Origin of the sequence: Sneathiella litorea, assembly GCF_009882915.1 — a bacterium.
GTDB lineage: Bacteria > Pseudomonadota > Alphaproteobacteria > Sneathiellales > Sneathiellaceae > Sneathiella > Sneathiella litorea.
Genome location: NZ_WTUW01000001.1, coordinates 21,599 through 44,381, shown reverse-complemented (window position 1 = coordinate 44,381; position 22,783 = coordinate 21,599). Strand labels below are relative to the sequence as shown.

General features: G+C 49.8%; 23 protein-coding genes. 11 read left to right on the top strand and 12 right to left on the bottom strand.

The window, feature by feature from the left end; translation table 11 throughout:
* Window positions 1-29 precede the first annotated feature (29 nt).
* From GQE98_RS00200 to GQE98_RS00170, 7 genes are all read left to right on the top strand, one after another.
* Window positions 30-857 (top strand): enoyl-CoA hydratase/isomerase family protein, encoded by an 828-nt coding sequence (locus GQE98_RS00200; protein WP_161313538.1) that lies wholly within the window; start codon window positions 30-32, stop codon window positions 855-857.
* A 5-nt stretch (window positions 858-862) separates the two neighbouring features.
* Entirely contained in the window at window positions 863-2,668 is a 1,806-nt protein-coding gene (locus GQE98_RS00195) for an acyclic terpene utilization AtuA family protein (protein WP_161313537.1), read from the top strand.
* 38 nt (window positions 2,669-2,706) lie between these two features.
* Entirely contained in the window at window positions 2,707-4,803 is a 2,097-nt protein-coding gene (locus tag GQE98_RS00190; RefSeq protein WP_161313536.1) for an acetate--CoA ligase family protein, read from the top strand.
* Window positions 4,803-6,008, top strand: coding sequence for a CaiB/BaiF CoA transferase family protein (locus GQE98_RS00185; protein ID WP_161313535.1), 1,206 nt, complete (start codon window positions 4,803-4,805; stop codon window positions 6,006-6,008). Before GQE98_RS00190 ends, GQE98_RS00185 begins: the two co-directional genes overlap by 1 nt.
* A gap of 47 nt (window positions 6,009-6,055) precedes the next feature.
* Window positions 6,056-6,691: a glutathione S-transferase family protein gene (locus tag GQE98_RS00180; protein ID WP_161313534.1), complete on the top strand. Its 636-nt coding sequence runs from the start codon at window positions 6,056-6,058 to the stop codon at window positions 6,689-6,691.
* Window positions 6,692-6,711: 20 nt separating this feature from the next.
* A complete protein-coding gene (locus GQE98_RS18055; RefSeq protein ID WP_161313533.1) occupies window positions 6,712-7,374 on the top strand; it encodes a rhomboid family intramembrane serine protease in 663 nt (220 codons plus the stop codon).
* A 104-nt stretch (window positions 7,375-7,478) separates the two neighbouring features.
* Entirely contained in the window at window positions 7,479-7,955 is a 477-nt protein-coding gene (locus GQE98_RS00170; protein WP_161313532.1) for a YHS domain-containing (seleno)protein, read from the top strand.
* Window positions 7,956-8,036: 81 nt separating this feature from the next.
* Here GQE98_RS00170 and GQE98_RS00165 read toward each other — a convergent pair whose 3' ends face one another.
* The 4 genes from GQE98_RS00165 to GQE98_RS00150 all read right to left on the bottom strand — a co-directional run bounded on the left by GQE98_RS00165 (window position 8,037) and on the right by GQE98_RS00150 (window position 11,391).
* A complete protein-coding gene (locus GQE98_RS00165; RefSeq protein WP_161313531.1) occupies window positions 8,037-8,531 on the bottom strand; it encodes a DUF934 domain-containing protein in 495 nt (164 codons plus the stop codon).
* Window positions 8,524-10,179 (bottom strand): nitrite/sulfite reductase, encoded by a 1,656-nt coding sequence (locus GQE98_RS00160; RefSeq protein ID WP_161313530.1) that lies wholly within the window; start codon window positions 10,177-10,179, stop codon window positions 8,524-8,526. Before GQE98_RS00160 ends, GQE98_RS00165 begins: the two co-directional genes overlap by 8 nt.
* 16 nt (window positions 10,180-10,195) lie before the next feature.
* The gene (locus tag GQE98_RS00155; RefSeq protein ID WP_161313529.1) at window positions 10,196-10,510 is read right to left on the bottom strand and encodes a DUF2849 domain-containing protein; all 315 of its coding nucleotides are present in this window, start codon (window positions 10,508-10,510) and stop codon (window positions 10,196-10,198) included.
* Between the two features lie 155 nt (window positions 10,511-10,665).
* Entirely contained in the window at window positions 10,666-11,391 is a 726-nt protein-coding gene (locus tag GQE98_RS00150; protein ID WP_161313528.1) for a phosphoadenylyl-sulfate reductase, read from the bottom strand.
* Window positions 11,392-11,562: 171 nt separating this feature from the next.
* Here GQE98_RS00150 and GQE98_RS00145 point away from each other — a divergent pair, with 171 nt between their 5' ends.
* A complete protein-coding gene (locus tag GQE98_RS00145; protein WP_161313527.1) occupies window positions 11,563-12,342 on the top strand; it encodes a hypothetical protein in 780 nt (259 codons plus the stop codon).
* Between the two features lie 37 nt (window positions 12,343-12,379).
* The gene (locus GQE98_RS00140) at window positions 12,380-13,843 is read left to right on the top strand and encodes a M48 family metalloprotease (protein WP_161313526.1); all 1,464 of its coding nucleotides are present in this window, start codon (window positions 12,380-12,382) and stop codon (window positions 13,841-13,843) included.
* 12 nt (window positions 13,844-13,855) lie between these two features.
* On the opposite strand, the gene GQE98_RS00135 is transcribed toward GQE98_RS00140, so the two are convergent.
* The 5 genes from GQE98_RS00135 to secA form a co-directional block, all read right to left on the bottom strand.
* The gene (locus tag GQE98_RS00135) at window positions 13,856-14,575 is read right to left on the bottom strand and encodes a hypothetical protein (RefSeq protein ID WP_202526005.1); all 720 of its coding nucleotides are present in this window, start codon (window positions 14,573-14,575) and stop codon (window positions 13,856-13,858) included.
* A 219-nt stretch (window positions 14,576-14,794) separates the two neighbouring features.
* Window positions 14,795-15,292 (bottom strand): CarD family transcriptional regulator, encoded by a 498-nt coding sequence (locus GQE98_RS00130; RefSeq protein ID WP_161313524.1) that lies wholly within the window; start codon window positions 15,290-15,292, stop codon window positions 14,795-14,797.
* Window positions 15,293-15,568: 276 nt separating this feature from the next.
* Window positions 15,569-15,907, bottom strand: coding sequence for a ferredoxin FdxA (fdxA, locus tag GQE98_RS00125; protein WP_161313523.1), 339 nt, complete (start codon window positions 15,905-15,907; stop codon window positions 15,569-15,571).
* A 116-nt stretch (window positions 15,908-16,023) separates the two neighbouring features.
* Window positions 16,024-16,482, bottom strand: a complete 459-nt coding sequence (locus GQE98_RS00120; protein ID WP_161313522.1) for a tellurite resistance TerB family protein — start codon at window positions 16,480-16,482, stop codon at window positions 16,024-16,026.
* A gap of 34 nt (window positions 16,483-16,516) precedes the next feature.
* Window positions 16,517-19,198: a preprotein translocase subunit SecA gene (secA, locus tag GQE98_RS00115; RefSeq protein ID WP_161313521.1), complete on the bottom strand. Its 2,682-nt coding sequence runs from the start codon at window positions 19,196-19,198 to the stop codon at window positions 16,517-16,519.
* 326 nt (window positions 19,199-19,524) lie between these two features.
* Here secA and GQE98_RS18040 point away from each other — a divergent pair, with 326 nt between their 5' ends.
* The gene (locus tag GQE98_RS18040; protein ID WP_161313520.1) at window positions 19,525-20,478 is read left to right on the top strand and encodes a peptidylprolyl isomerase; all 954 of its coding nucleotides are present in this window, start codon (window positions 19,525-19,527) and stop codon (window positions 20,476-20,478) included.
* 78 nt (window positions 20,479-20,556) lie between these two features.
* Here the strand turns inward: GQE98_RS18040 and GQE98_RS00105 are convergent, their stop codons facing one another.
* The gene (locus GQE98_RS00105) at window positions 20,557-20,997 is read right to left on the bottom strand and encodes a DUF1178 family protein (RefSeq protein ID WP_161313519.1); all 441 of its coding nucleotides are present in this window, start codon (window positions 20,995-20,997) and stop codon (window positions 20,557-20,559) included.
* Between the two features lie 97 nt (window positions 20,998-21,094).
* Between GQE98_RS00105 and GQE98_RS00100 the strand changes: the two genes are divergently transcribed.
* Window positions 21,095-21,604, top strand: a complete 510-nt coding sequence (locus tag GQE98_RS00100) for a class I SAM-dependent methyltransferase (protein WP_161313518.1) — start codon at window positions 21,095-21,097, stop codon at window positions 21,602-21,604.
* Between the two features lie 5 nt (window positions 21,605-21,609).
* Here GQE98_RS00100 and GQE98_RS00095 read toward each other — a convergent pair whose 3' ends face one another.
* Window positions 21,610-22,464 (bottom strand): carbon-nitrogen hydrolase family protein, encoded by an 855-nt coding sequence (locus tag GQE98_RS00095; protein ID WP_161313517.1) that lies wholly within the window; start codon window positions 22,462-22,464, stop codon window positions 21,610-21,612.
* Window positions 22,465-22,482: 18 nt separating this feature from the next.
* Window positions 22,483-22,743, bottom strand: a complete 261-nt coding sequence (gene grxC / locus GQE98_RS00090) for a glutaredoxin 3 (protein WP_161313516.1) — start codon at window positions 22,741-22,743, stop codon at window positions 22,483-22,485.
* Window positions 22,744-22,783 lie beyond the last annotated feature (40 nt).

Here is a 22,783-nt window from a genome sequence, read left to right as displayed (position 1 = left end):
GCGATGCAATAAGAAGAAAGAAAAAATAAATGCATAAACTACCAGAGTGTGAGTTTTTAAAGCTTGAAGTGGTAGGGCCTCGCCTTAACCTGAGTTTCAATCGGCCTGATCAGAGAAATGCGATCAACAGCCAAATGGGCGCTGAGTTCGCCGCCGTGGTCGATTGGTTGGAAACAACTCCCGATGTCCGTGTTGTGGTGCTTCGCGGGGAAGGGGGGCATTTCTGCGCCGGTGGAGATATTAAAGAGCGACGTAACATGGCTGAGGATATCGTGACGCCAGACAGCGACCCGATTATGGAACGGAACCGCGCCGCCGGAATGGCATTCCTGAAATTCGAGCGTTTACCTCAGACAACGATAGCCGTTGTGGAAGGGTCAGCATTCGGTGGCGGTATGGGGTATGCCTGTCTCGCTGATATTACAATAGTCGCAGAGGGTGCGAGGATGGGTATGCCGGAAACGGCACTGGGCGTTGCTCCGGCGCAGATCGCACCTTACGTCGTAAAACGGATTGGTTTGACTCGCGCCCGCCAGCTTGCGCTCACCGGGGAGCGCTTCGATGGCATAAAAGCCTTTGAGTACGGTATCGCGCAATATCTTTGTGCAGACGCAGAAATTGACGGCACACTCGAAGATGTCGTTTCCCGTGTACTCCATTGTGGTCCCATGGCGAATGCGGCAACCAAGGCAATCATGCTAAAGGTCGGAACGCTCCCTGAAGAGGAGATGATCAGCTTTTCCGCTCAGAAATTTTCTGAGTTGAACCGAAGTATCGAGGGCAAGGAAGGCCAGTCAGCTTTTGCGGAAAAGCGGAAACCCGCCTGGCAAACGGCTGGTGATAAAGAGGAGGGATGACGGACATGGCTAATCCAAGAACTGTCCGCATTGGCGGTGCATCGGGATATTGGGGCGACTCCCAGGACGCACCGCGCCAACTCGTCATGAAAGGTGATCTGGATTATCTGGTGTTTGATTATCTGGCTGAAGTCACCATGTCGATTCTTGTCCGAGCGAAGGAAAAATCGCCAGATCTAGGATATGCGCGGGATTTTGTAGATCTTGCCATGAAGCCGCTTCTTCACGAAATCAAGGCACGTGGTATCAAGGTTATTGCGAATGCTGGTGGAGTCAATGTATCGGCCTGTGCCGCTGCCCTTGCAAAAATAGCGCAAGATGCTGGTGTTGATCTAAAGATCGGTATCGTTGAAGGTGATAATCTTACGGATGATATTGAGAGTTTACGCGCTGAGGGGAAGCGGGAAATGTTTTCCGGTGCGCCAATGCCTGAAGGTATGATCAGTGCCAATGCCTATCTTGGCGCCTTTCCGATTGCCGCGGCCCTTGATCAAGGCGCGGATGTCGTCATTACCGGACGTTGCGTCGATAGCGCGGTTACTCTGGGGCCGCTAATACACGAGTTTGGCTGGACAGTTGACGACTATGACAAGCTCGCTTCCGGCACGCTCGCCGGACATATTCTTGAATGTGGGGCACAGGCAACAGGGGGCAACTTCACGGACTGGCGTGATACAGTCGATGGCTGGGATGATATGGGCTATCCAATAGCCGTTTGTCGGGAGGATGGAACATTTTCTATTACCAAGCCAGAGGGCACCGGCGGCCTTGTTTCCCGACTGACGGTGGGAGAGCAGATTCTCTATGAGATCGGCGATCCTGAAGCCTATATCATGCCCGATGTGATTTGTGATTTTTCCGGGGTTACCCTGATCGAGACAGGGAAAGACTGGCTGGAAATCGCAGGTGTTAAAGGCCGCCCGCCAACGGCAACTTATAAAGTATCCGGCACCTACAAGGATGGATATCGCGCGACCGCAATGACCGTTGTCACCGGGTTTGACGCGGCGGAAAAGGGGCAGGCCTTTGCCAATGCCTTGCTCAAGCGGACGCGCCGTCTTTTTGTCGAACGTAATCTCGGCGATTATCGCGATACGGCTGTGCATATTATCGGTGCGCAAACCCTATGGGGGAAGAATGCAGATGAACATGCAGCCCTCGCCCGAGAGATCATTACGCAAATAGACGTCCGGCATGATGAACGGGCGGCATTGGAGCTTTTCTCCAAGGAAACGACAGGTGTCGGTCTTTCCATGACCACGGGGCGCACCTCTGCCGGAGCAGCAGGTCGACCCAAGATTACGCCGGTTGTTGCACAATTCGCATTTCAGATCGACAAGGCGAGAATTCAGCCAAAAGTATTTATAGATAATAAACCGGTTAAATATGAAATAAAGGTTCCCGGTGAATATTCAAAATTCCCAGAAATACGCCATACCGCTCCGGATGCACCTATGAAATCGACGTCTGACACAATGATCGAAGTTCCCTTGGTTGAATTGGCCGCGGCACGCAGCGGGGATAAAGGTAACAATGCAAATGTCGGCGTCATTGCCCGCAAGCCTGATTACCTCCCCTGGATCAAGCAGAGCGCAACTGAAGATGCTGTAAAGAGATATTTCGGTCATGTTGTGGAGGGCGAGGTTATGCGGTTTGATTTACCGGGTATGAATGCGGTGAATTTTCTGCTAACGAATTGTCTGGGCGGCGGTGGGACTTCCACCCTTCATCTCGATAATCTGGCAAAGACATATGCTCAACAACTTCTGGCATTACCAATTAAAGTACCGGCCGATTTGGTGAAAAGCTAAAACTACAAACTAGTCCTAGGGATAAAAAGGAAACAAGAATGACCCATCCACTTGAGCCCATGTTGCGGCCACAGTCTGTGGCAATTATCGGTGCTTCTAATACTCCTTCCAGGATTGGTGGTCGACCGATAAATGCAATGAAGAATGCGGGGTATAAAGGCGAAATTTACCCGGTTAATCCAAACTATGAGACAATCCAGGGGTTGCCTGCATATGCGAGCATCAAAGATGTCCCGAAGGGAGTTGACTGCGCTATAATCGCGGTTGCGGCAAATGTGGCGGTGCAGACCTTGCGTGACTGTGCGGATCAAGGCGTAAAAAGTGCGGTCATGTTTACATCGGGCTTTGCCGAACAGAGTGACGATGGTGCCCGCGCGCAGCGTGAGATTACGGATATTGCCAAAGAAAGCGGTATGAAGATTATCGGACCTAACTGCCTTGGTGTCTTTAACATCAGTGCGGGTTGGTATGGAACGTTCAGTAATGCTCCGGCGGCGTCACTTCTTCCACCGGGGCCGATCGGGATTGTCAGCCAGAGCGGGGCATACGGGGCGCATGTGTTCACTGTTTCTCAGCTTCGAGGGGTTGGATCCAACTACTGGGTGACGACGGGCAATGAATCCGATGTCGATGTTGCCGAGGTAATTGAGTATTACGCCCAAAATCCGGAAGTGAAGGTTATTCTTGCTTATGCTGAGGGTATGAAGAACGCAGACCGTGTCTGCCGGGCGCTTGAAATGGCACGGGATGCGGAAAAACCCGTAATTTTTATGAAGGTTGGGAAAACCGATGCGGGAGCGGCAGCCGCAGCCTCTCATACGGCATCGCTCGCGGGTGCAGATGCGGTTTATGACGCACTCTTCAAGCAATATGGCGTGTACCGCGCGGAAACGACCGAAGAATTCGTAGATATCGCCTACGCGTGTCAGTTCGGAAAATACCCGAAGGGGCGCAAGATCGATTTGCAGACGATTTCCGGCGGAGTTGGTGTTCAAATGGCGGATGCCTCGGTGAAGTATGGCCTGGATGTTGCCCCGCTTCCCATGGCAACGCAGAAGAAATTGAAGGAACTGATTCCGTTTGCCGGTGTTAACAACCCGGTTGATTTCACGGCGCAGGCCTTGAACGATCCAAAGTTGATGGAGGCAAATATCGAGATGACGATCGAAGAAGCGGATTTCGATAGTCATATTGTTTATGTTGCCGGGGTGCCGGCATCGCCTTTTACCCGCGATGCTTGCCGGGAGATTTTCTCCAACATTCGCAAGAAGTACCCCGATGAGGTGATGATGATGAGCCTTATCGGGCCGCAAGATATTGTGGAGCCATTTGAAAAGCTGAATATGCCGTGTTTCGAAGATCCGTCACTTACCGTTCGGGCGATGGCGGCGTTAACCCATTTTGGAGAAGTGTTCGCACGTGGCCGGCCGGATAGCCCGCCAAAACTTTCCGCTGATGTTCTGCCCGCACCAACTGAGCCGATCGCGGAACATGAGGCGAAGAAAGTGCTGAAAAGCATTGGCGTCCCTGTAACTCGCGAAGAGTTGGTTCAATCCGCGGAAGATGCCGTCAAGGTCTGGCATGGCATTGGAGGGGCTGTCGTCATGAAGATTGCCTCGCCGGATATTCTCCATAAGACGGAAATTGGCGGCGTACTTCTCAAGCTCAATTCCGAAAAGGAAGTCGCAGAAGGATACGAGACGCTAATTGAGCGAGCCAAAAAGGCCAAGCCGGATGCGAAAATTGAGGGTGTCATTGTTGCTGAAATGGTCTCCGGGGGTGTTGAGACGGTAATGGGCGTTGTGTGCGACCCTGTCTTCGGGCCTGCAGTGATGTTCGGTCTTGGAGGCGTATTCGTGGAAGTGCTGAAGGACGTAACGTTCCGTTTGGCACCTTTCGGTGTGGATGAGGCCCATCGTATGATTGATGAAATACAGGGTCGCGCCATGCTGGACGGTGTGCGTGGGGCGCCACCATCTGATTTGAATGCGCTGGCGGAAGCTCTATCACGGCTCTCCGTTTACGCCGCTGATAACGCAGATAAAATTGAAACGATCGATGTTAATCCCTTCATCGTTCTACCAGAAGGGGCTGTCGCAGTTGATGCCCTTATTGTTCCAAAAGGTAAAGTATAATGAGAGCTTATGAAGGATTAAAGGTCGTCGATTTCACGCAAGTATTGGCGGGCCCAATCAGTACCCAGATGTTTTCACTTCTGGGGGCTGATGTCATCAAGATTGAAGCACCGGTAAAAGGTGATCAGCTTCGCACAGCACTTTCGGATGCGGAAATGGTCGCCAAGCGCCTCTCTCCCGCCTTTCTGACAGCAAATCTGAACAAGCGCAGTCTGGCCATTGACTTGAAATCTAAAGAGGGGCGTGAGATTGCCTATCGGTTGATTGAAGATGCGGATGTTGTTGTCGAGAATTTTCGGCCGGGTGTCGCCAAAAAGCTGGGGATCGACTATGAAAGTGTCAAAAAACAAAAACCTGAGATCGTCTATTGTTCGATCAGCGGATATGGCCAGCAAGGGCCACGAAGCTCTGACAAAGCCTATGATTCCGCCATTCAGGCCGCAGCGGGGCTGTTCACTCTTAATGGCAGTGAAGAGACGGGACCCTTACGTATTGGCATAATGGTGATCGATATGTTTACCGGCGTTAATGCTGCTTTCGCCATCTCGTCCGCGCTTCATCGCAAGGAAAAGACAGGTAAAGGGCAATATGTTGACGTCGCTATGTATGACAGCGCCATGTTGCTGGCCGCATCTCAGATGGCTGACTTTATGGTGCGTGGGAATGTTCCGCCACTGATCGGAAATGCCTCGCCGACGCGTCAGCCCAGTGCCGGTGTATTTGAAACGAAAGACGGAATTGTACTGATCGCGACAGTTACACTTGATCATAACATCGCCGTGCTGAAAGCTGCGGGAATGGAACATATGCTGGAAGATCCGCGCTTTGCCACTTTCGAGGCGCGGCAGGAGAATTTGCAGGAAGGGCTGAAGATCGTTGGCGAGGCGATGAAAACCAAAACAACGGCCGAATGGGTGGAAATCATGAGCAATGTCGGGGTTGTCGTTCAGGCGGTTCGTACATTGGCAGAAGCAACATCCGATCCGCAGCTGGAACATCGGGGTATCGTGGTTAGGGGAGAGAACATCAGCGGATTCGATCAGGCATTACGTCTTGTTGGTGCGCCGTTTGTTGCAAATGAAGACGGTCCGAAGAAAGAGGCATCGTCACCTGGTAAGGTAGGCCAACACACGGAAGAAATTTTGCGTGAATTAGGGTACTCTGACAGTGATATCGCAAATATCGTTGCACCCAATGATACCTGAAGCCCGGTCTGCGCAGGTTTATTTAACGACTTAAAGGATAGCTGATCATGATTACGGTTCACCACCTCAATGACTCCCGGTCCCAACGGATATTATGGCTTCTGGAAGAACTAGGCGTTGATTATGAGGTGGTGCGGTATGAACGTGATGCGACGACTCGCCTTGCACCGGACATATTGAAACAAATCCATCCGCTCGGCAAATCTCCCGTGCTGAAGGATGGGGATCTGAAACTTCATGAATCAGGAGCGATTACCGACTATCTGATACGGACTTATGGAGCGGGGAAACTCTCCCCGGAACCGGGTAGTTTGAATTATGAATCATATGTCGAATGGCTACATTATGCGGAAGGCTCCGCTATGTTACCGCTACTCCTCAGACTGTATACGAGTAGGCTTGGTGATGCTGCAGCCCCACTGATGCCGCGGATTGACAGTGAAACGGAGAACCATTTTGCCTTTATGAATAGCGAAATGACAGGCAGGGAGTATTTTGTAGGCTCCAATCTGACCGGCGCGGATATAATGATGTCCTTCCCGCTTGAGGCAGCACGGGCGCGGGGTATCCTTAAATCCTATCCAGCACTTTCCGCGTTTGTTGAACGCATTCAGGCGCGCCCAGCATATTTAAGGGCTCTTGATAAAGGTGGGCATTACTCTTATGGTCCGGCAGAAACTTGATATAACTAGGCTGGATTTGCGTGACGAATGAACCCCAGGACCGGGAACCGGTCTTTAATGTGCCGCCTGCAACTGTCTATCTGGTTGTTGCTATTATAGGTGTGCATCTGCTGCTCACGGTGACAACTCCCGAGACACTTAACTGGGTTTACAACAGTTTTTCATTCCGCCCGGCGATAATATCTGCCCTCCTTGACCAGCCATCTGTCGATGGCCTGTTGCATATCCTCATCACCCTCAATAGCCATATGTTTTTGCATCATGATTGGGGCCATATGGCTCTGAACACCGGGATGCTGCTTGCCTTCGGGTCGATGACGGAACGACGGTTTGGGGCGGTGCGCTTCCTAATCCTTTATTTTCTGTCTGGCTGGTTCGGGGCATTCGTAGAATATTTCGTGGCCGATCCTAATGCGGATATTGTTCTTTATGGTGCATCCGGTGCTGTGTTCGGTGCCATGGGGGCAACAATGATTGTCCTTTTGCCGCGTTATCGGATGCGGGGCGTTTTTACCATGATAGCCGTTTTGCTTGGTTTGAATCTACTCATTGGCGCAACACCACTTGGGTCCCTTTTGGTTGGTCCTGGGGCTGGAATTGCCTGGATTGCGCATATTGCTGGATTTTCCATGGGGCTTCTCATTGCCATAATTTACTCTGGAGCACGCAGTTCTTTCCGCTAAAGGTAACGACATTGTTATTGAATGTGGCTGGCAGGAGCGCCGAATTTCATTACTTTAACTTCGCGAAGAAGGTTTTTTTCTTCAGTTAAGGGAGGATATTCGAGATGATAACTCGTTTGATAAATCTTCATGGCGTGGCAATTGCTTTTTTTGTTGCAGTGTTCTCTTTCTCAACGATACAGACGGCTGCCGCAGAGAAGCTATATTACAGCACATTTTTTGGAACGGCAGTTGAAGGCTATGACGTTGTTGCCTATTTCACGGAAGGAAAGCCGGTAGAAGGGAGCAAAGACCATAGCGTCGAATGGAAGGGTGTGGACTGGTACTTTGCAAGTGACGAGCATAAAGACATGTTTGAGGCCAACCCGGAAAAATACGCGCCCCAGTATGGTGGTTATTGCGCCTGGGCTGTGAGCCAGGGATATACAGCCTCAACGGTTCCGGAGGCATGGAAAATTGTCGACGGAAAACTCTACCTCAACTATTCAAAGGGTGTCCAAAGAACGTGGGAAGAAGATGTTCCCGGTCATATCAAGTTGGCGGACAACAACTGGCCAGGTATCTCCAAGGACCTCAAATGAAAAAGCACCTGGCTGCGGGGGAGCGAGAACCAGGTGCTTTCAAAAGAAGCCATATTGCACGGCTTTCTTATTCTTAACTGTTTATTTCTGGCGCCGCCAAAGAGGAAGTTCCTCATCACTTGCGGGTTGATATGTGACGGTCATTTCGTCAAAGGCTCTAAGTGAATGCGAGGCATTCTGGTCATCGCGCAACTCAAACCCGTTTATTCCGCAGCGCTGCATATAGAAAAGCTGATCATAAAGAACGTCACCCGTTGCCCGGATTTCGCCCTTGAAACCGTAGCGTTCACGAAGAAGACGGGCCTGAGTGAAAGCCCGTCCGTCGGCCATTTTCGGAAACTCCAGAACAACCAAATCCAGCCGGTCAAGATCGTCCTTGATAATCGCAGGATCGTCCGTGTTGCGGAGCGCGACACCTAGCCGGCCGTTTCGCGTGAGTAATGTTTCGCGGGCATTCAGCCATTCTTCTATGGGTACATAGATGTCGCCTGTCGGCAGGGAGTCGCCATCCTCCAAACCTGTAAACGGCATCCATTCATTGCTGTCGACCTTGCGATCCTTGATATAGTTATCCATAGAGCCGCTCCTTGAAGAAGGCCTGACCAAGACGTCGGTAGGTCATCAGGAAAGTCTCCTCTGGATCCTCTCGATTTTCAAGATAAACCGACAGGACCTTCTCAACAGCATCAACAATTTCATCCGCCTCAAAAGCCGGACCGATAATCTTACCAATGGCGGCGTCCTCACGGGCGCTCCCGCCGAGGGTCAGCTGGTAGACTTCTGTCCCCTTCTTGTTGACGCCAAGGATGCCTATGTTGGCAACATGATGATGCCCGCAGGCATTAATGCAGCCCGATATATTAATACTGACATCGCCAAGATCGTTGATGAAGTCATAATTATCGAAACGCTCCGTGATCGCTTGCGATATCGGAATAGAGCGAGCTGTTGCAAGGGCGCAGTAATCCAATCCGGGGCAGGAGATGATGTCCGTTACGTGGTTATAGTTGGGCGTGGCAAGATCAAGCGCCTTCAGTTCCTCCCAAAGTGCAGGCAAGTCTTGCAGCTTCACGTCCGATAGAACCAAATTCTGTCTATGCGTCGTCCGAATCTGACTAAGACTGTATTTATCTGCAAGGTCGGCGATGGCATCCATCTGATCAGCGGTTACATCCCCGGGAGGCTGATGCGCGGTTTTGAGTGAAAGGTATACGATGCGATAGCCAGATTGTTTATGCAGCTCGATATTTTTATCGACCCAGCGGGCAAAGTCCGTATTGCTGAGAAGAAGGTTTTCAAACTCGGTATCGTTGTCCGGTAAGAGTTCATAATCAGGATCCTTGAAGAAGCCTTTGACCCAGGCAAAATCCTCGTCTTTCAGATAAAGACCACCTGCCTTGATTTTTTCCCATTCAGCCTCTACAAGCTCCCGAAATTTATCTTCGCCTGTTTCATGCACCAAAATTTTAATACGAGCTTTATAAATATTATCCCGCCGGCCCAGCGTATTATAAACACGCAGGATCGCTTCAAGATAAGTGAGCATATCTTCTTTTGGAAGGAATGACCGGATTACCTTGCCAATCATGGGGGTCCGGCCAAGACCACCCCCGACATAAACCTCAAACCCGTTCTCGCCCGATGTCTCATTTTTAATCAAACGAAGACCAATATCATGAACGGCAACAGCGGCGCGGTCCTGTGTGGCTCCGCTAACAGCTATTTTAAACTTTCGGGGCAGAAAATTGAACTCTGGGTGGAAGGTCGACCACTGTCTGATCAGCTCGCAATAGGGGCGGGGATCCTCAAGTTCATCACGGGCGACACTCGCGAGAGGGTCTGATGTTGTGTTGCGAATGCAATTTCCGCTGGTCTGAATAGCATGCATCTCAACCTTCGCAAGATCATCCAGAATGTCCGGTACATCTTCCAGTTTTGGCCAGTTGTACTGAATATTCTGACGTGTGCTGAAATGGCCATAGCCCTTATCGTATTTACGGGCAATATGCGCCAGAGTCCGCATTTGGTCAGACGATAGTAGCCCATAGGGTATGGCGACCCGCAACATATAGGCATGGAGCTGGAGGTAAAGGCCATTCCGTAGCCTTTGATGCTTAAACTCCTCTTCCGACAGCTCTCCCTTCAGGCGGCGCGCGACCTGCCCTCGGAATTGTGCTACTCGCTCCAGCAAGAGCTGCTGGTCCTGATCAGAATATTGATACATGGTATAAACCCTGCGTTTATGCAGCCTTGCGGCTAACTCGTATATTTTCCTGTGGTAGCTCAATCGTAGGCCCCGTGGCGCGGATTTGCTCCCGCTTTGTTGCCGCGATAATACCGCTATCCGTTTTGATAACGTCAATCGCGTAGGGCGCAACAACGATGTTGTCTTGCTCAGATTGTTCTGCAGCTTTCTTTAAGGCTTCAAGTGAGTCGTCAATGGCTGCCGTTGCCTGGTGAATATCAGTTGTCCAAGACGGAAGATTGTTATCAAGGGTCAGGTATGCGACCAGACCTTCTTTCAGCAGGGACGCTGTGTAAACCTGCAATGCCATTTTTACTCTCCTTATCAAAAGTTCATCATTCAAGCGCGCATGAGCCTAAAGTTATGTTATCACTGAATTTAGATATTAATTTTAAAATCTCAACTAAAATGTTAATTAAAATTATATAACAAAAATAAAGTGTAAAAAATTGAGTGTATATTTGGTCATCGGGCCTGGTGTATGCCGCATTCAATTTTGCCCTTGCCGGCCCAGCGGCCGGAACGGGGATCAGCACCTTCGGCGACACGACTGGTGCAAGGCATGCAGCCAATAGACTTGAACCCATCCGCTACGAGCGGGTGAGGGGGCAGATTTTTTGCAAAAAATGCCTGCTTGATGTCTTCGCCTGACCAGTCGGCAAGAGGATTGATCTTAACGAAATTCGAATCTGCCTCAATCACTGAAAGCGAAGTACGTGTTTCCGCCTGGAATTGCTTACGCCCGGTAATCCAGGCTTTAAATCCTAGATTTCCCATTTCATTCAATATGTTATCAAGAGGTTGCACTTTCCGGATATGGCAGCATTTATCGGGATCCTCATTGAACAACATATCTTCGGGGTCAAGCCTGAGTAAAACACCGTCGTCGGGTCGGACGATGCGCACATCTTCAAGGCCGACATGGTCAGTAAGGGTTTTCTGGTATCGGAGGGTTTCCCCGAACAGCCGGCGTGTATCAAGGAAGATAACTGGAATTGTGGGATCTACCTGTGCAACCATATCCAGAAGTACAGCAGATTCTGCTCCAAATGAAGACGACAACATGATTTGCCCACGAAGTTCTTGATGGACAACCGCGTCGAGTAGCTCGAGGCCGGAAAGATGTCCGTATAGTCCTCGGAGCCGGGCTGCCTCTGATTCGGCGCAATATTGGTTTGTAGAAATGGTCATCTTCTATCCCATCAAATATGTCTTTAAAGATATCTATGTGGTTATAGTATAAATATCAACTTAAAATGTGAAAAAATAAAACTACATTTAATTAGTGTAAAATATTTACAGGGCTTAATAATATGATTGATCCCATGTGTTAATTTTTCCAAACTGGCACGAGGAGGCGTAATGCGGTTTTTGGTTTTCTTGATAGGAATGACTTGCTTCGGGGCTGTTTCCATAGCCTGTGCCGATTCAGATCTGCAAATCCATGTGGCTGAAAAGATCGAGAGGAATCTTATTGTTACAGCCGATGATATGAGTGTCGCCCTCTATGGTGTGCGGCTTATGGACGAGGAATGGAACCCTCAACTTTATCGGAGCGTGCAGGAATACCTCAGGGCTTCATTGGAGCCGACGTCATTCAAACTCGACCTGACGGCATTTCAACAGACCGGTGCAGGTCAAAATCGCTATGGTGATCTGCAGGGGAAAATATTACTGGCAGATGGCAGATGGCTGCAGGAGCAGCTTATTTTCCAAGGGTATGGCTTATGGAGCGGGGCGCCTAGTTACCCTCCCGCTCTTAAAGAGCGCCTTATTCAAGCAGAAAAAAGTGCGGCGCTTGAAAAACTGGGTCTATGGCGCCATTTTGAAATTATCAACGCTAATGAACCTGCCGAGCAGTTTTGGCACGGCCAATTCATCGTAGCAAAAGGTGTCGTACAGGAAGTCTACCGTCGCGCCAGCGTCACTTACTTGAACTTTGGTGAGGACTGGCGGGACGATTTTACAGCTGCCATACCGTCACGTTCACGGAAAAAATTTGAGCAGGACGGCTGGAAACTGGAAGATCTAAAGAACAGAACAGTTACCGTAAGGGGACTGGTACGCTTTTACAATGGACCCTATTTGGAGCTGGATTTTCCGGAGCAGCTGGAAATTAGCGAGGCGGAAGATAAGGGGTAGGATTCATATGCGGTTCAACATTTCGGACGGACAATAGATGCGGTTGAAGCTTTTTCTCATTCCAGTAATCTTGATCGGCGTATTGCCAATTAGCAAATTTGCCCATGCGGATTTGATGGATAATTTCTTTTCTATTTTTGAGCCGAGCAAAGAAAGAGAAATTGGCGCCCAGCAGCATTCACAGATCGTTGCGCAATATGGCGGCGAGTATATGAAGGAAGGTCTGAATGATTATATCCTTGATATTGGACTGCGACTTGCCTTTGTCTCCGAGATGAGCGATCTGCCATGGCGATTCACGATCCTGAATTCACCTGTGGTAAACGCATTTGCCCTGCCGGGAGGTTACGTCTATATCACCCGCGGGCTGCTGACTCTTGCCAATAATGAGGCTGAAGTTGCGGGTGTGCTCGCGCATGAAATCGGCCATGTCACTGCTCGACATGGGGCAGCCCGTCAGTCCCGGGCGACCGGAATTGGCCTGCTTGGTGTCATTGCGGGTGTTCTTACAGGTAGCTCAGCAGTTCAACAATTAGGACAGCAGCTCGGAGGGCTCTATGTTGCGGATTATTCCCGCGATCAGGAATATGAGGCAGATCAGCTCGGCGTAAAATATCTGGGCCTTGCCGGATATCCGCGTGACGCGATGGCGGGTTTCCTGGAGCGGATGGAGGCCCAGACCAAATATATGGTGGCATTGACCGGCAACTCTGGCGGCGGCAGTTTTGATTTTTTCGCGTCCCACCCCCAAACAGAAGATCGGATAGGGCGCGCTGCGGCAACGGCAAACGCGAACGCCGATGATCTTGATCGGGAATATGGTCGAAGTCGCTATCTCGGTGCGATTGACGGCATGCTTTACGGCGACGACCCGAAAGAAGGAATCATCAAGGGGCGTGAATTCCTTCATCCAGAATTGCGGTTCAAGTTTTCGGCTCCGAAAGAGTTTCAACTCATTAATTCTGCACGTGCTGTCTATGCGGTTGATGGCAAGGGAAGCCAGATGGTCTTTGACCTTGGAATGAAAAGTAATTCCGGACAATCCATGGCGGACTATCTAAGTCGTGTATGGCTCGCCAAGATAGAGGTGCCGTCCGTCTCCATAACAGAAGTGGGGGACGCGCCGGCCGCGGTAACACGGACTGTGCTTGACCGAAACGGACAGAAAGTTTTCCTGACCGCGGCTGTGATTGACTTTGGCGGCAACCGGGTGGCCCGCTTTGCTTATCAGACGACTAATTCAGATAGCGCATTACAGACCCGTTTCACCGAGAGCTTTAGCAGCTTTCGCCCTATGGATGCGGCTGAGGCCGCGGCAATTAAACCAATTCAGGTTAAAATTGAGATGGTTTCGGGGAATAGTGAGTTTAGCTCAATTCTTGCCAATATGGCGGATGTTACGAAAGACAAAAAAGCGCTTTTCGTTCTTCTTAACCCATCATTTGAAAATGGTGTGCCGTCCGTTGGTCAATCATATAAAAACTTACAGGAAGGAAATTAAGAGGGCGCTTGGTTAAGTCGTTATACTGACCTGGTCGACAATTTTTCCGTCGAGATTAAAACAAGCGGTCTCCAATGTGCCGCCGAAGCCACTTCCGCCATCCAGGGTGACAGTGTAGGGGGTCTCTGTGACGCCCTCATGGCGTTTCTCAAAACCGCGAATGACACGCTGAAAACCGTAGTATGGGGCTTTGATGTCATCGAACTTGTTATTCCCCCACCAGAAGCTGTCATTCTGCTCAATCACGGGGAGGGCAGGATCCAATCCGGCATGCACAAAGAGTAACTCGCCATTTTCTGTATACGCTGCGCGACGGAGAGCAATAAAGATATCGTTGTGCCCAGGATATGAGCGAATTTTCTCGCGGAGACGGTTGGTCCACTTAGCCATGGCGAGGATACCTTCGCGAATATACTTTCGAACTTCGTCCGGGGATTCACCATAAGCTGCCAGTGAATGGCCGACGTCATTGGCCACCATCCAGTCGAGGACATCAGCCGGTTGCGGGGCAAGCTGAAGCTGCAGGAGGCTGCGCCAGATTTCTTCCTGCGCGCCGCGAAGATAGACAATATCTTCCGGGATCATTCCGGGAAGACAAAGCCGATTGATTCGAAAGGACAAAAGTTCATCGAGAACCTCCTTTATTTTCGAACCGCGCCCGAGATAGTTTCCAAGGTATACAATCCTGTCACCATGCTCCCAACGCCCGGAAATCTTGTCATGCAGGGCCATGAGGGCATCCGCCTCCCCGTGGATTGACGCAACAGCCCATACCCGTCTAGTTGCGGTTAAACACCCGAATTTTTCTTTATATTTATTAGGCTTCATAGTTGCTCACAATGAAACCTCTGGTGAGGCTTGGCAAGTCCCACAAAGAAATTTGCGTTAAATTTATACAAAAAAAGCCCGGAAATACTTCCGGGCTTGGTTTGGCTTTTAAGTTACCGAAGTTCAGGCGGCTTTTAACACCTTCTGTACTTTCTCAGTAGCAGCATCAGCTTCAATTTGCTCAACCACGGCAAGTTCACGCGAAAGCCGCACAAGGGCAGCTTCATAAATCTGGCGTTCGCTATAAGACTGATCAGGTTGATCATCATTACGATGTAGATCCCGAACAACCTCGGCAATTTGTACAGGGTCGCCGGAGTTGATTTTCGCTTCATATTCCTGAGCGCGGCGGCTCCACATTGTGCGTTTTATGCGCGCACGGCCCTTAAGTGTATCCAATGCACTCTTCATCTTCTTTGGCGTTGACAAGGGGCGCATCCCAACATTCTTGGCTTGTTTTACCGGAACGCGGAGCGTCATTTTTTCATGGGCGAAATCGACGACATAGAGCGTCAGCGCCATTCCAGAAATTTCCTGCTCCTCGATACTGATAACCTGTCCAACGCCGTGGGTCGGATAAACCACATGATCGAGCGGTGCAAAATCCATTTCTTTAGTCATTTAAGTCCTTCTCATCAACCGCGGGAATTCGCAAATTTTTGCATTACTGCAAAAAAAAACAGCTACATATAAAGCGCTGCAGAAACTCAATTTAAACGTCAAAAATAGGCCACGTCACATTGAGTGCAAATAGAGATAACCGCCATTCACACATAACCACTGCTATAACAAACCTAACGTATGATAGGCATCATAGCACAAATTTGGGTGAAATGCTAATATTGTTGTATAAATCGTGAAGGTCTTGCGATTGTCAAGATGGCAGCGAACGCGCCCTTACACCTGGCCCCCAGGCTTCGGACTAAATTCCTCAGGGTATTTGTTAGGTTTGCCATCCCATTCTTCGGAGTCGGCCGGAGCCTCACCTTTTTGGGTAATATTCGGCCATGTTTCCGAATATTCCCGGTTAAGCTCCAAAAATTTTTCAGCGGCTTCTTCCGTATCGGGAAGGATGGCTTCAGCAGGGCATTCAGGCTCGCACACACCGCAATCAATACATTCATCAGGATGTATCACCAGCATGTTTTCGCCTTCATAAAAGCAGTCGACCGGACAGACCTCCACGCAGTCCATGAATTTGCAACGGATGCAATTTTCGGTAACAACGTAGGTCATGTTTCGTCTCCAGCCAGTTCGTCAAAGCAACAACAATACGATATCAATCGTCCTACTTTACGGATTATCGCTAATAACAAGGAAAAACAACCTTAAAATTAATGGACCGCAAAAAATCAGCCTTCATTAATACCGAGTCGGGCCATTACTCTTTTACGGGCATCACCGCGATCGCGATCATTAACATAAATAAGGCCCGCCACTCGGCGGACCAGATTAGCTTCGAATTTGCTCAAGACGCCATCGGCATAGGCTATTTCCCAAAGCATCTCAATCATCTGTACGCGCGTTTCAACCGGAAAGCTGTCCTTGACGGTCCGGGTAAAATAGAAGAGTTGTTCTGTTTCCGCCTGTGCTTTTTCCGCCTCCTGAACCAGTTCCCGTGCATCATCTTTCGAGATGCTGTAGTGACGGACCAGCACGTCGACAATCGCTTCGCGTTCCACATCCTGGTAATCGTCATCTGACAATGCCGCTTCGATCAACAACGCAGCTGTCGCGATATGCGCCTGATCCTGCGTTGCCGGCTCGTCAGTGCACTCGTTCGAAAGCAGGGATTTTAGGAAAGCAATCATGATTAACTCTGAAATATATTTTTCGGCCGGCGTTTTAAACGCGCCCGTGACATTGCTTGAATTTCTTGCCGGATCCACATGGACAGGGGGCATTACGTCGAACTTTGCCCCAGTTTTCCATGTTATTTCCTTCCGGGTCCAGCTTCGCCGCCTCAAACTCATTCTCACCAGTTACAGGGTCAATATGGGTCTCGGTCATTTCCTGCTCATCCGGTTCCGGCCGCCGCAGTTGCTCGGCCGGGTTTTGAAGTTCGACATGAGAGAGATAGGTCGTAACAGTTTCACGCAGCTGGTTCAGCATAAGCTCGAACATGTTGAACGCTTCGCTCTTGTACTCGTTAAGCGGATCTTTCTGGGCATAGGCCCGAAGAGAAACGCCCTGACGAAGCTGGTCAAGCTGAAGAAGATGATCTTTCCATGCCTGGTCGAGGATTTGCAATAAGACACTCTTCTCGACCATACGCATGACTTCCGGGCCGTAACGGACGGCTTTTTCTGCCATTTTGCGCTTTGCCGCATCTTTCAGGCGGTCGCGAATTTCCTCATCGGCGATTCCCTCTTCCGCAGCCCATTCATCTATGGGCAGGTCCAGAGCAAGCGTTTGTTGGCTGGCAAGCTTAAGTCCTTCCACATCCCATTGTTCCGGATATGCTTTTGGCGGGATATGCGTATCAACGAGGGTATCAATCACCTCTTCCTGCATGGTGGAGACAGTCTCCGAGACATCCTGCGTATCCATCAATTCAATGCGCTGTTCATAAATAACCTTGCGCTGGTCATTCATCACATCATCAAATTTCAAAAGATTCTTGCGTATCTCGTAGTTTCGGGCTTCGACCTTCTGCTGGGCTTTCTCCAGGGCCTTGTTAATCCAGGGATGCATAATAGCCTCGCCATCTTCAAGCCCCAGCTTGCGCAACATGCCATCCATACGCTCAGAGCCGAAAATACGCATCAGATCGTCCTGCAAAGAGAGGAAGAATCGTGATGTGCCCGGATCACCCTGCCGGCCGGCCCGGCCCCGAAGCTGGTTATCAATACGACGGGATTCGTGCCGTTCCGTTCCGATGACGAAAAGACCACCTGCGTCGAGAACCTGATTGCGTTGCTCTTGTATCTCCGCCTTCAATTGAGCTGTGATATTGGCGATTTCTGCTTCATCAACGACATCAACGGTTTTGGCCGCAATCATCATTTCTTCATTGCCGCCAAGTTTGATGTCTGTTCCACGCCCGGCCATGTTGGTTGCAATGGTGACGGCACCGATACGCCCTGCCTGACTGATGATTTCAGCTTCCTGCTCATGATAGCGGGCGTTCAGGACCTTATGAGGAATTTTCTTTTTATTGAGAAGATCTGAAAGCATCTCAGACTTCTCGATGGAGACGGTGCCCACTAGAACCGGTTGGCCCCGACTTACACACTCTTCAATCGTCGTAACGATAGCATCGTATTTTTCCTCGACCGTACGGTAAACTTCATCATCCGCATCAATACGGGACACAGGAACGTTGGTTGGGATTTCGATAACCTCAAGACCGTAGATTTCCTGAAATTCATCTGCTTCTGTCGCAGCTGTTCCCGTCATACCGGAGAGCTTGTTGTAGAGACGGAAGTAATTCTGGAAGGTAATCGATGCCAGAGTTTGGTTCTCCGGCTGAATTGTTACCTTCTCTCTGGCTTCCAGGGCCTGATGCAGCCCTTCCGAGAAACGACGGCCTTCCATCATTCGCCCGGTAAATTCGTCAATGATAATGACCTTGTCATCCTTGACGATATAATCCTTGTCCTTTTCGAACAGCTTATGCGCGCGGAGAGCCTGATTCAGGTGGTGAACAATCGTGACATTCTCGACGTCATATAGGTTATCGCCTTTGAGGAGTCCGGCCTCTTCCAGCACTTTCTCAATATTTTCCGTACCGTCTTCGGAAAAGCCGACTGTCTTGGTTTTTTCATCCACCTCGAAGTCGTCATCTTTCAGATTTGGGATAAGCGCATCTATAGCCAGGTAGAGTTCAGATGAATCTTCTGCAGGTCCGGAAATAATAAGAGGCGTACGAGCCTCATCAATCAGGATACTGTCAACTTCGTCGACAATCGCATAATTAAATCCGCGCTGAACAATTGCGGATTTTTCGAATTTCATGTTATCGCGGAGGTAATCGAACCCGAATTCGTTGTTCGTTCCATAGGTAATGTCTGCTGCGTAAGCGGCGCGTCGCCCTTCGTCATCGATACCGTGAACGATACAGCCCACGGAAAGGCCGAGTTTGGCAAAGACCTGTCCCATCCATTCGGAGTCACGACTCGCGAGATAGTCATTTACCGTGACCACATGCACGCCCTTGCCGGGCAACGCATTAAGATAAGCGGGCAGGGTAGAGACTAGTGTTTTTCCTTCACCGGTTTTCATTTCCGTGATCTTGCCCTGATGAAGGACAATGCCGCCAAGAAGCTGAACATCATAATGCCGCTCACCGAGGGCGCGCCACGCGGCCTCCCGGACACAAGCGAAAGCTTCAGGCAAGAGATCATCTAACTTGGTACCTGCCGCTAGGCGTTCTCTGAATTCCTGCGTCTTCGCCATCAGTTCGGCGTCGCTCAATGGCTTGATCTTGTCTTCAAACGCGTTGATTTCGTCAACTTTGGTTCGAACGACCTTAAGAGCCCTGTCATTCGGTGATCCGAAAAACTTTTTGGCAATAGAACCGAACATATCTGACTAAACTCCAGTCATGGGTTGCTTTTTCTAGATACGCAATTTCGCGCAGGAATAATCCAATAATAGCTTCTTCATTGAGGGAAAAACTATTTCTAGGACTATGGTGACAGATAAGCGGCTAGCGCAGTCATGTCAATCTATCCGGCACGGGAGAAGCAAAAACGGGCGAATTTTATGTCAAAAATATGGAAAAAAGACTACTGGAAGGATGAAAGGTTGTTCTGGTGTGAAATATTACTATATTCGCTTGAACTCTTGACGCGCGGGAAGGCCGGGTTGGCTTTTTCAACTACGCATATACGGATTGGGACTCTAATATTATGAAATCACTACATTATTTTTCACTGGCTCTGGTTGGTGCGCTCTGTCTTGCCATCGGCTACTATGTGGGGACGCAGGACGGATCCTTGACAGATATGAATTCGGTCGTTTCCGAGGATGTAGTGAAGGAAACCGGAGAAAGTACCGCAGTTGTGGAAGGCGAAGTTCTTGCGACAGTGAATGGAAAAGAAATCACCGACTCAGATATCCAGACACTTTATGCATCGTTGCCCCCGCAGTATCGTCAGGCGCCATTTGAGTTCATCAAAGACCAGCTTTTGCAGCAGCTTATCAGCATGGAAGTTATTTCCCAGGCCGCTCAAACAGAAAATATGGCAGATCGTAAAGAATTTCAGGATCGTTTGAATACGGTTCGCACGCAGTTAATGCAGGAATTCTATATCAAGACCAAGATGGATGAGTTGGTGACAGAAGAACTTCTGAAAGAAGAGTATGAGAAGAGTGTCGCCGACTTTAAACCTGAAGAAGAGCTCCACGCACGGCATATTTTGCTCAAGACTGAACAGGAAGCAAATGATGTTATTAAATTGCTAGACGACGGCGGTGATTTCGAGGAGCTTGCGAAGGAATACTCTACTGGTCCATCCGGCCCTAATGGAGGTGATCTCGGCTATTTTACAAAAGGAAGCATGGTCCCGGAATTTTCTACGGCAGCCTTCGACATGAATGTCGGCGATTATAGCAAGACTCCTGTGAAAACACAGTTCGGCTACCATGTCATCAAGGCTGAAGATAAGCGCAACACAGAAGCGCCATCCTTTGAGGAAAAAGAGGCGGAACTGCGCGCTCAGGTCAGCAGTTCAGTTATTGACACGTTGCTTGAAGAATTGAAGGCTGATGCCTCTATCGTCCTGATGACGCCTGCTGAAGATGAGAAGGCAGAAGACGCAAATAAAGAAAATGCCGACGATGAAAAAGCTAAAACGGAATAGCGGTTTATAGAGCTATTCAAAATAGATTAAGAAGGCCCGGGATTCCCGGGCCTTTTTCTTTTTGATATGTTGCGGGCTTTAGGCGTCTGTTGTGGGTAACCAGGGAACTTCGGCAATATCAACGCCTTCTTCTCGAAGTTCATTACTTTCCTCAGGAGTTGCTTCCCCGTAAATGCCGCGACGCTCGATTTCGCCATAATGTATTTTGCGGGCTTCTTCCGCAAACCGGGGGCCGACATAATCACAATTTTCTTCCACGGTTTTACGAATCTCACGAAGCGCAATCATAGCCGCGGCCGCATTTTCGGCCTCTTTATTGGCTATTTCATCGCGGCGAGGCGCAGTATTCCTACCTTTGCGCGGAACCGCAGGCGCCATCGGGGCCTTTTCGACACTTGTTGATCCGCAAACAACGCATACGACATCGCCAACGCTAGCCTGCTCATCATAAGTGGCGCTGTTTTTGAACCATGCTTCAAACACATGGGCATTTTCGCATTTAAGACCGTATTTAATCATTTGCAGAGTTTATTATGTTTACAAAAGTTCTATCATCCTAAGAAATAATCTTTTTCCTGTTAAACACAAGCCCTCGTTAGTTTGAAAAGGGAGTTTCATGCGCCCCATATCACCGTGGATCGAAAAATATGCACCGCAGATTCCAGATGATAAATCGGTTCTGGATATAGCCTGCGGTGGTGGTCGACATAGCCTATACCTGCTTGATCTCGGGCACAATGTAACGGCAGTGGATATAGATACATCTCTTATCGCGGCCTATCAGGGGCGGGCAGGGCTTTCCATAGTTCAGGCGGACCTGGAGAAGGGAGGCTGGCCTTTCCCCGTGGGAGCGTTCTCCGGCATCCTTGTAGTCAATTATCTCTGGCGACCGTTGTTTGCGGACATTGTCACATCGTTGGCTCCAGGAGGCATCCTGCTGTACGACACATTCGCGCAAGGCAACGAGAAGTATGGCCGCCCGAAAAACCCGGATTTTCTACTCGCACCAGAAGAGCTTATCGACAGTTTTGGTGGCGAGCTTGACGTGATAGATTTTTTTGAAGGGGATATCGAAATTCCGACACTCGCCAGCCGTCAATCTATTGCCGCAAGAAAGCCGCTTTAGAAGAACTATTCTGCTGCATTCGCCACGGATTCCGGCGCCTGAACGGTAAAGTCCCTGATATTTTTCAGGTTGGGAATCTGCTGGCGCCGCCTGGCAATATCCGCCATGTCAATCTTTGCAGTGATGAAACCCGGCTCTTCCCCTGCCTCCGCCAGAATTTTACCCCATGGATCAATGATTAGCGAATGACCATAGGTGCGTCTTTTCTCTGTGTGCTGGCCGCATTGGGCCGGGGCGATAACAAAAGCGCCATTCTCAATCGCCCGGGCGCGGAGCAGTATATGCCAGTGGGCCTGACCCGTTGTTGCCGTAAAGGCCGCAGGTACTGTAAAAACGCCGGCACCGGCAAGCGCAAGCTTCTGGTATAGATGGGCAAAACGAACATCATAGCACACCGACATTCCAACCGTTCCCCAGGAGGTTTCAACCAGATGTGCCGCGTCGCCAGGCGCATAGGCACGGCTTTCCTTGTGAGCTTCGCCATTATCCAGTTCGACGTCGAACATGTGGATCTTATCATACTGAGCGCCAATTTGTCCGTCTGGACGGATCAGAAATGAACGATTGGCCAGTCGATCATCATCTGGTTTCTTGATCACAAGCGAGCCAGCCAGAATCCACTTTCCCGTTTCCTCGGCGAGGGAACGGAAAGCTTTGAGGGTAATGTCCTCCTCCTGTAACTGCGCCTTGGCGCGTGCTTCCACCTTGTTAGGTTCCAGCATGTTGGTCACCTCAGGTGTCGCAATGAAATCGGCTCCGGCCTTTGCCGCTTCCCGAATCAACGACGTCGCGGTACTTAGGTTTTCCTGAACGTTGCCCGTGCTCGTTAATTGTACGCAAGCCGCCGTAAAAGATGACATTCTATTCTCCTTCCAGGATCAGCGAATCCCAAGAATCTGATCAAGTTTCCCATTCGCGTCCAGCATGTGGATATAATCACTATCACCGATATGGTCGCCATCAATGAAAATTTGAGGAACGGTATGTGCACCATCGGCGCGCCGCGTCATTTCCTGACGCAGGTCGCCTGCCACAGTAACATCTATTTCCTTGTAGTTTACACCTTTGCTCTTGAGCAGCTTTTTAGCGCGGGAGCAGAAGGGGCAAAACATTGTTGTATAAATTTCTACATTTTTCATGGCTTACTTCTTTACGTCAATTATCTGGTACTGGCCTGAC

Excerpts from the sequence above, each read along its gene's own strand:
- GQE98_RS00200 (WP_161313538.1), top strand. The coding sequence starts at position 30 with ATGCATAAACTACCAGAGTGTGAGTTTTTAAAGCTTGAAGTGGTAGGG.
- GQE98_RS00195 (WP_161313537.1), top strand. The coding sequence starts at position 863 with ATGGCTAATCCAAGAACTGTCCGCATTGGCGGTGCATCGGGATATTGG.
- GQE98_RS00190 (WP_161313536.1), top strand. The coding sequence starts at position 2,707 with ATGACCCATCCACTTGAGCCCATGTTGCGGCCACAGTCTGTGGCAATT.
- GQE98_RS00185 (WP_161313535.1), top strand. The coding sequence starts at position 4,803 with ATGAGAGCTTATGAAGGATTAAAGGTCGTCGATTTCACGCAAGTATTG.
- GQE98_RS00180 (WP_161313534.1), top strand. The coding sequence starts at position 6,056 with ATGATTACGGTTCACCACCTCAATGACTCCCGGTCCCAACGGATATTA.
- GQE98_RS00170 (WP_161313532.1), top strand. The coding sequence starts at position 7,479 with ATGATAACTCGTTTGATAAATCTTCATGGCGTGGCAATTGCTTTTTTT.
- GQE98_RS00165 (WP_161313531.1), bottom strand. The coding sequence starts at position 8,531 with ATGGATAACTATATCAAGGATCGCAAGGTCGACAGCAATGAATGGATG.
- GQE98_RS00160 (WP_161313530.1), bottom strand. The coding sequence starts at position 10,179 with ATGTATCAATATTCTGATCAGGACCAGCAGCTCTTGCTGGAGCGAGTA.
- GQE98_RS00155 (WP_161313529.1), bottom strand. The coding sequence starts at position 10,510 with ATGGCATTGCAGGTTTACACAGCGTCCCTGCTGAAAGAAGGTCTGGTC.
- GQE98_RS00150 (WP_161313528.1), bottom strand. The coding sequence starts at position 11,391 with ATGACCATTTCTACAAACCAATATTGCGCCGAATCAGAGGCAGCCCGG.
- GQE98_RS00145 (WP_161313527.1), top strand. The coding sequence starts at position 11,563 with ATGCGGTTTTTGGTTTTCTTGATAGGAATGACTTGCTTCGGGGCTGTT.
- GQE98_RS00140 (WP_161313526.1), top strand. The coding sequence starts at position 12,380 with ATGCGGTTGAAGCTTTTTCTCATTCCAGTAATCTTGATCGGCGTATTG.
- GQE98_RS00135 (WP_202526005.1), bottom strand. The coding sequence starts at position 14,575 with ATGGCCCTGCATGACAAGATTTCCGGGCGTTGGGAGCATGGTGACAGG.
- GQE98_RS00130 (WP_161313524.1), bottom strand. The coding sequence starts at position 15,292 with ATGACTAAAGAAATGGATTTTGCACCGCTCGATCATGTGGTTTATCCG.
- fdxA (WP_161313523.1), bottom strand. The coding sequence starts at position 15,907 with ATGACCTACGTTGTTACCGAAAATTGCATCCGTTGCAAATTCATGGAC.
- GQE98_RS00120 (WP_161313522.1), bottom strand. The coding sequence starts at position 16,482 with ATGATTGCTTTCCTAAAATCCCTGCTTTCGAACGAGTGCACTGACGAG.
- secA (WP_161313521.1), bottom strand. The coding sequence starts at position 19,198 with ATGTTCGGTTCTATTGCCAAAAAGTTTTTCGGATCACCGAATGACAGG.
- GQE98_RS18040 (WP_161313520.1), top strand. The coding sequence starts at position 19,525 with ATGAAATCACTACATTATTTTTCACTGGCTCTGGTTGGTGCGCTCTGT.
- GQE98_RS00105 (WP_161313519.1), bottom strand. The coding sequence starts at position 20,997 with ATGATTAAATACGGTCTTAAATGCGAAAATGCCCATGTGTTTGAAGCA.
- GQE98_RS00100 (WP_161313518.1), top strand. The coding sequence starts at position 21,095 with ATGCGCCCCATATCACCGTGGATCGAAAAATATGCACCGCAGATTCCA.
- GQE98_RS00095 (WP_161313517.1), bottom strand. The coding sequence starts at position 22,464 with ATGTCATCTTTTACGGCGGCTTGCGTACAATTAACGAGCACGGGCAAC.
- grxC (WP_161313516.1), bottom strand. The coding sequence starts at position 22,743 with ATGAAAAATGTAGAAATTTATACAACAATGTTTTGCCCCTTCTGCTCC.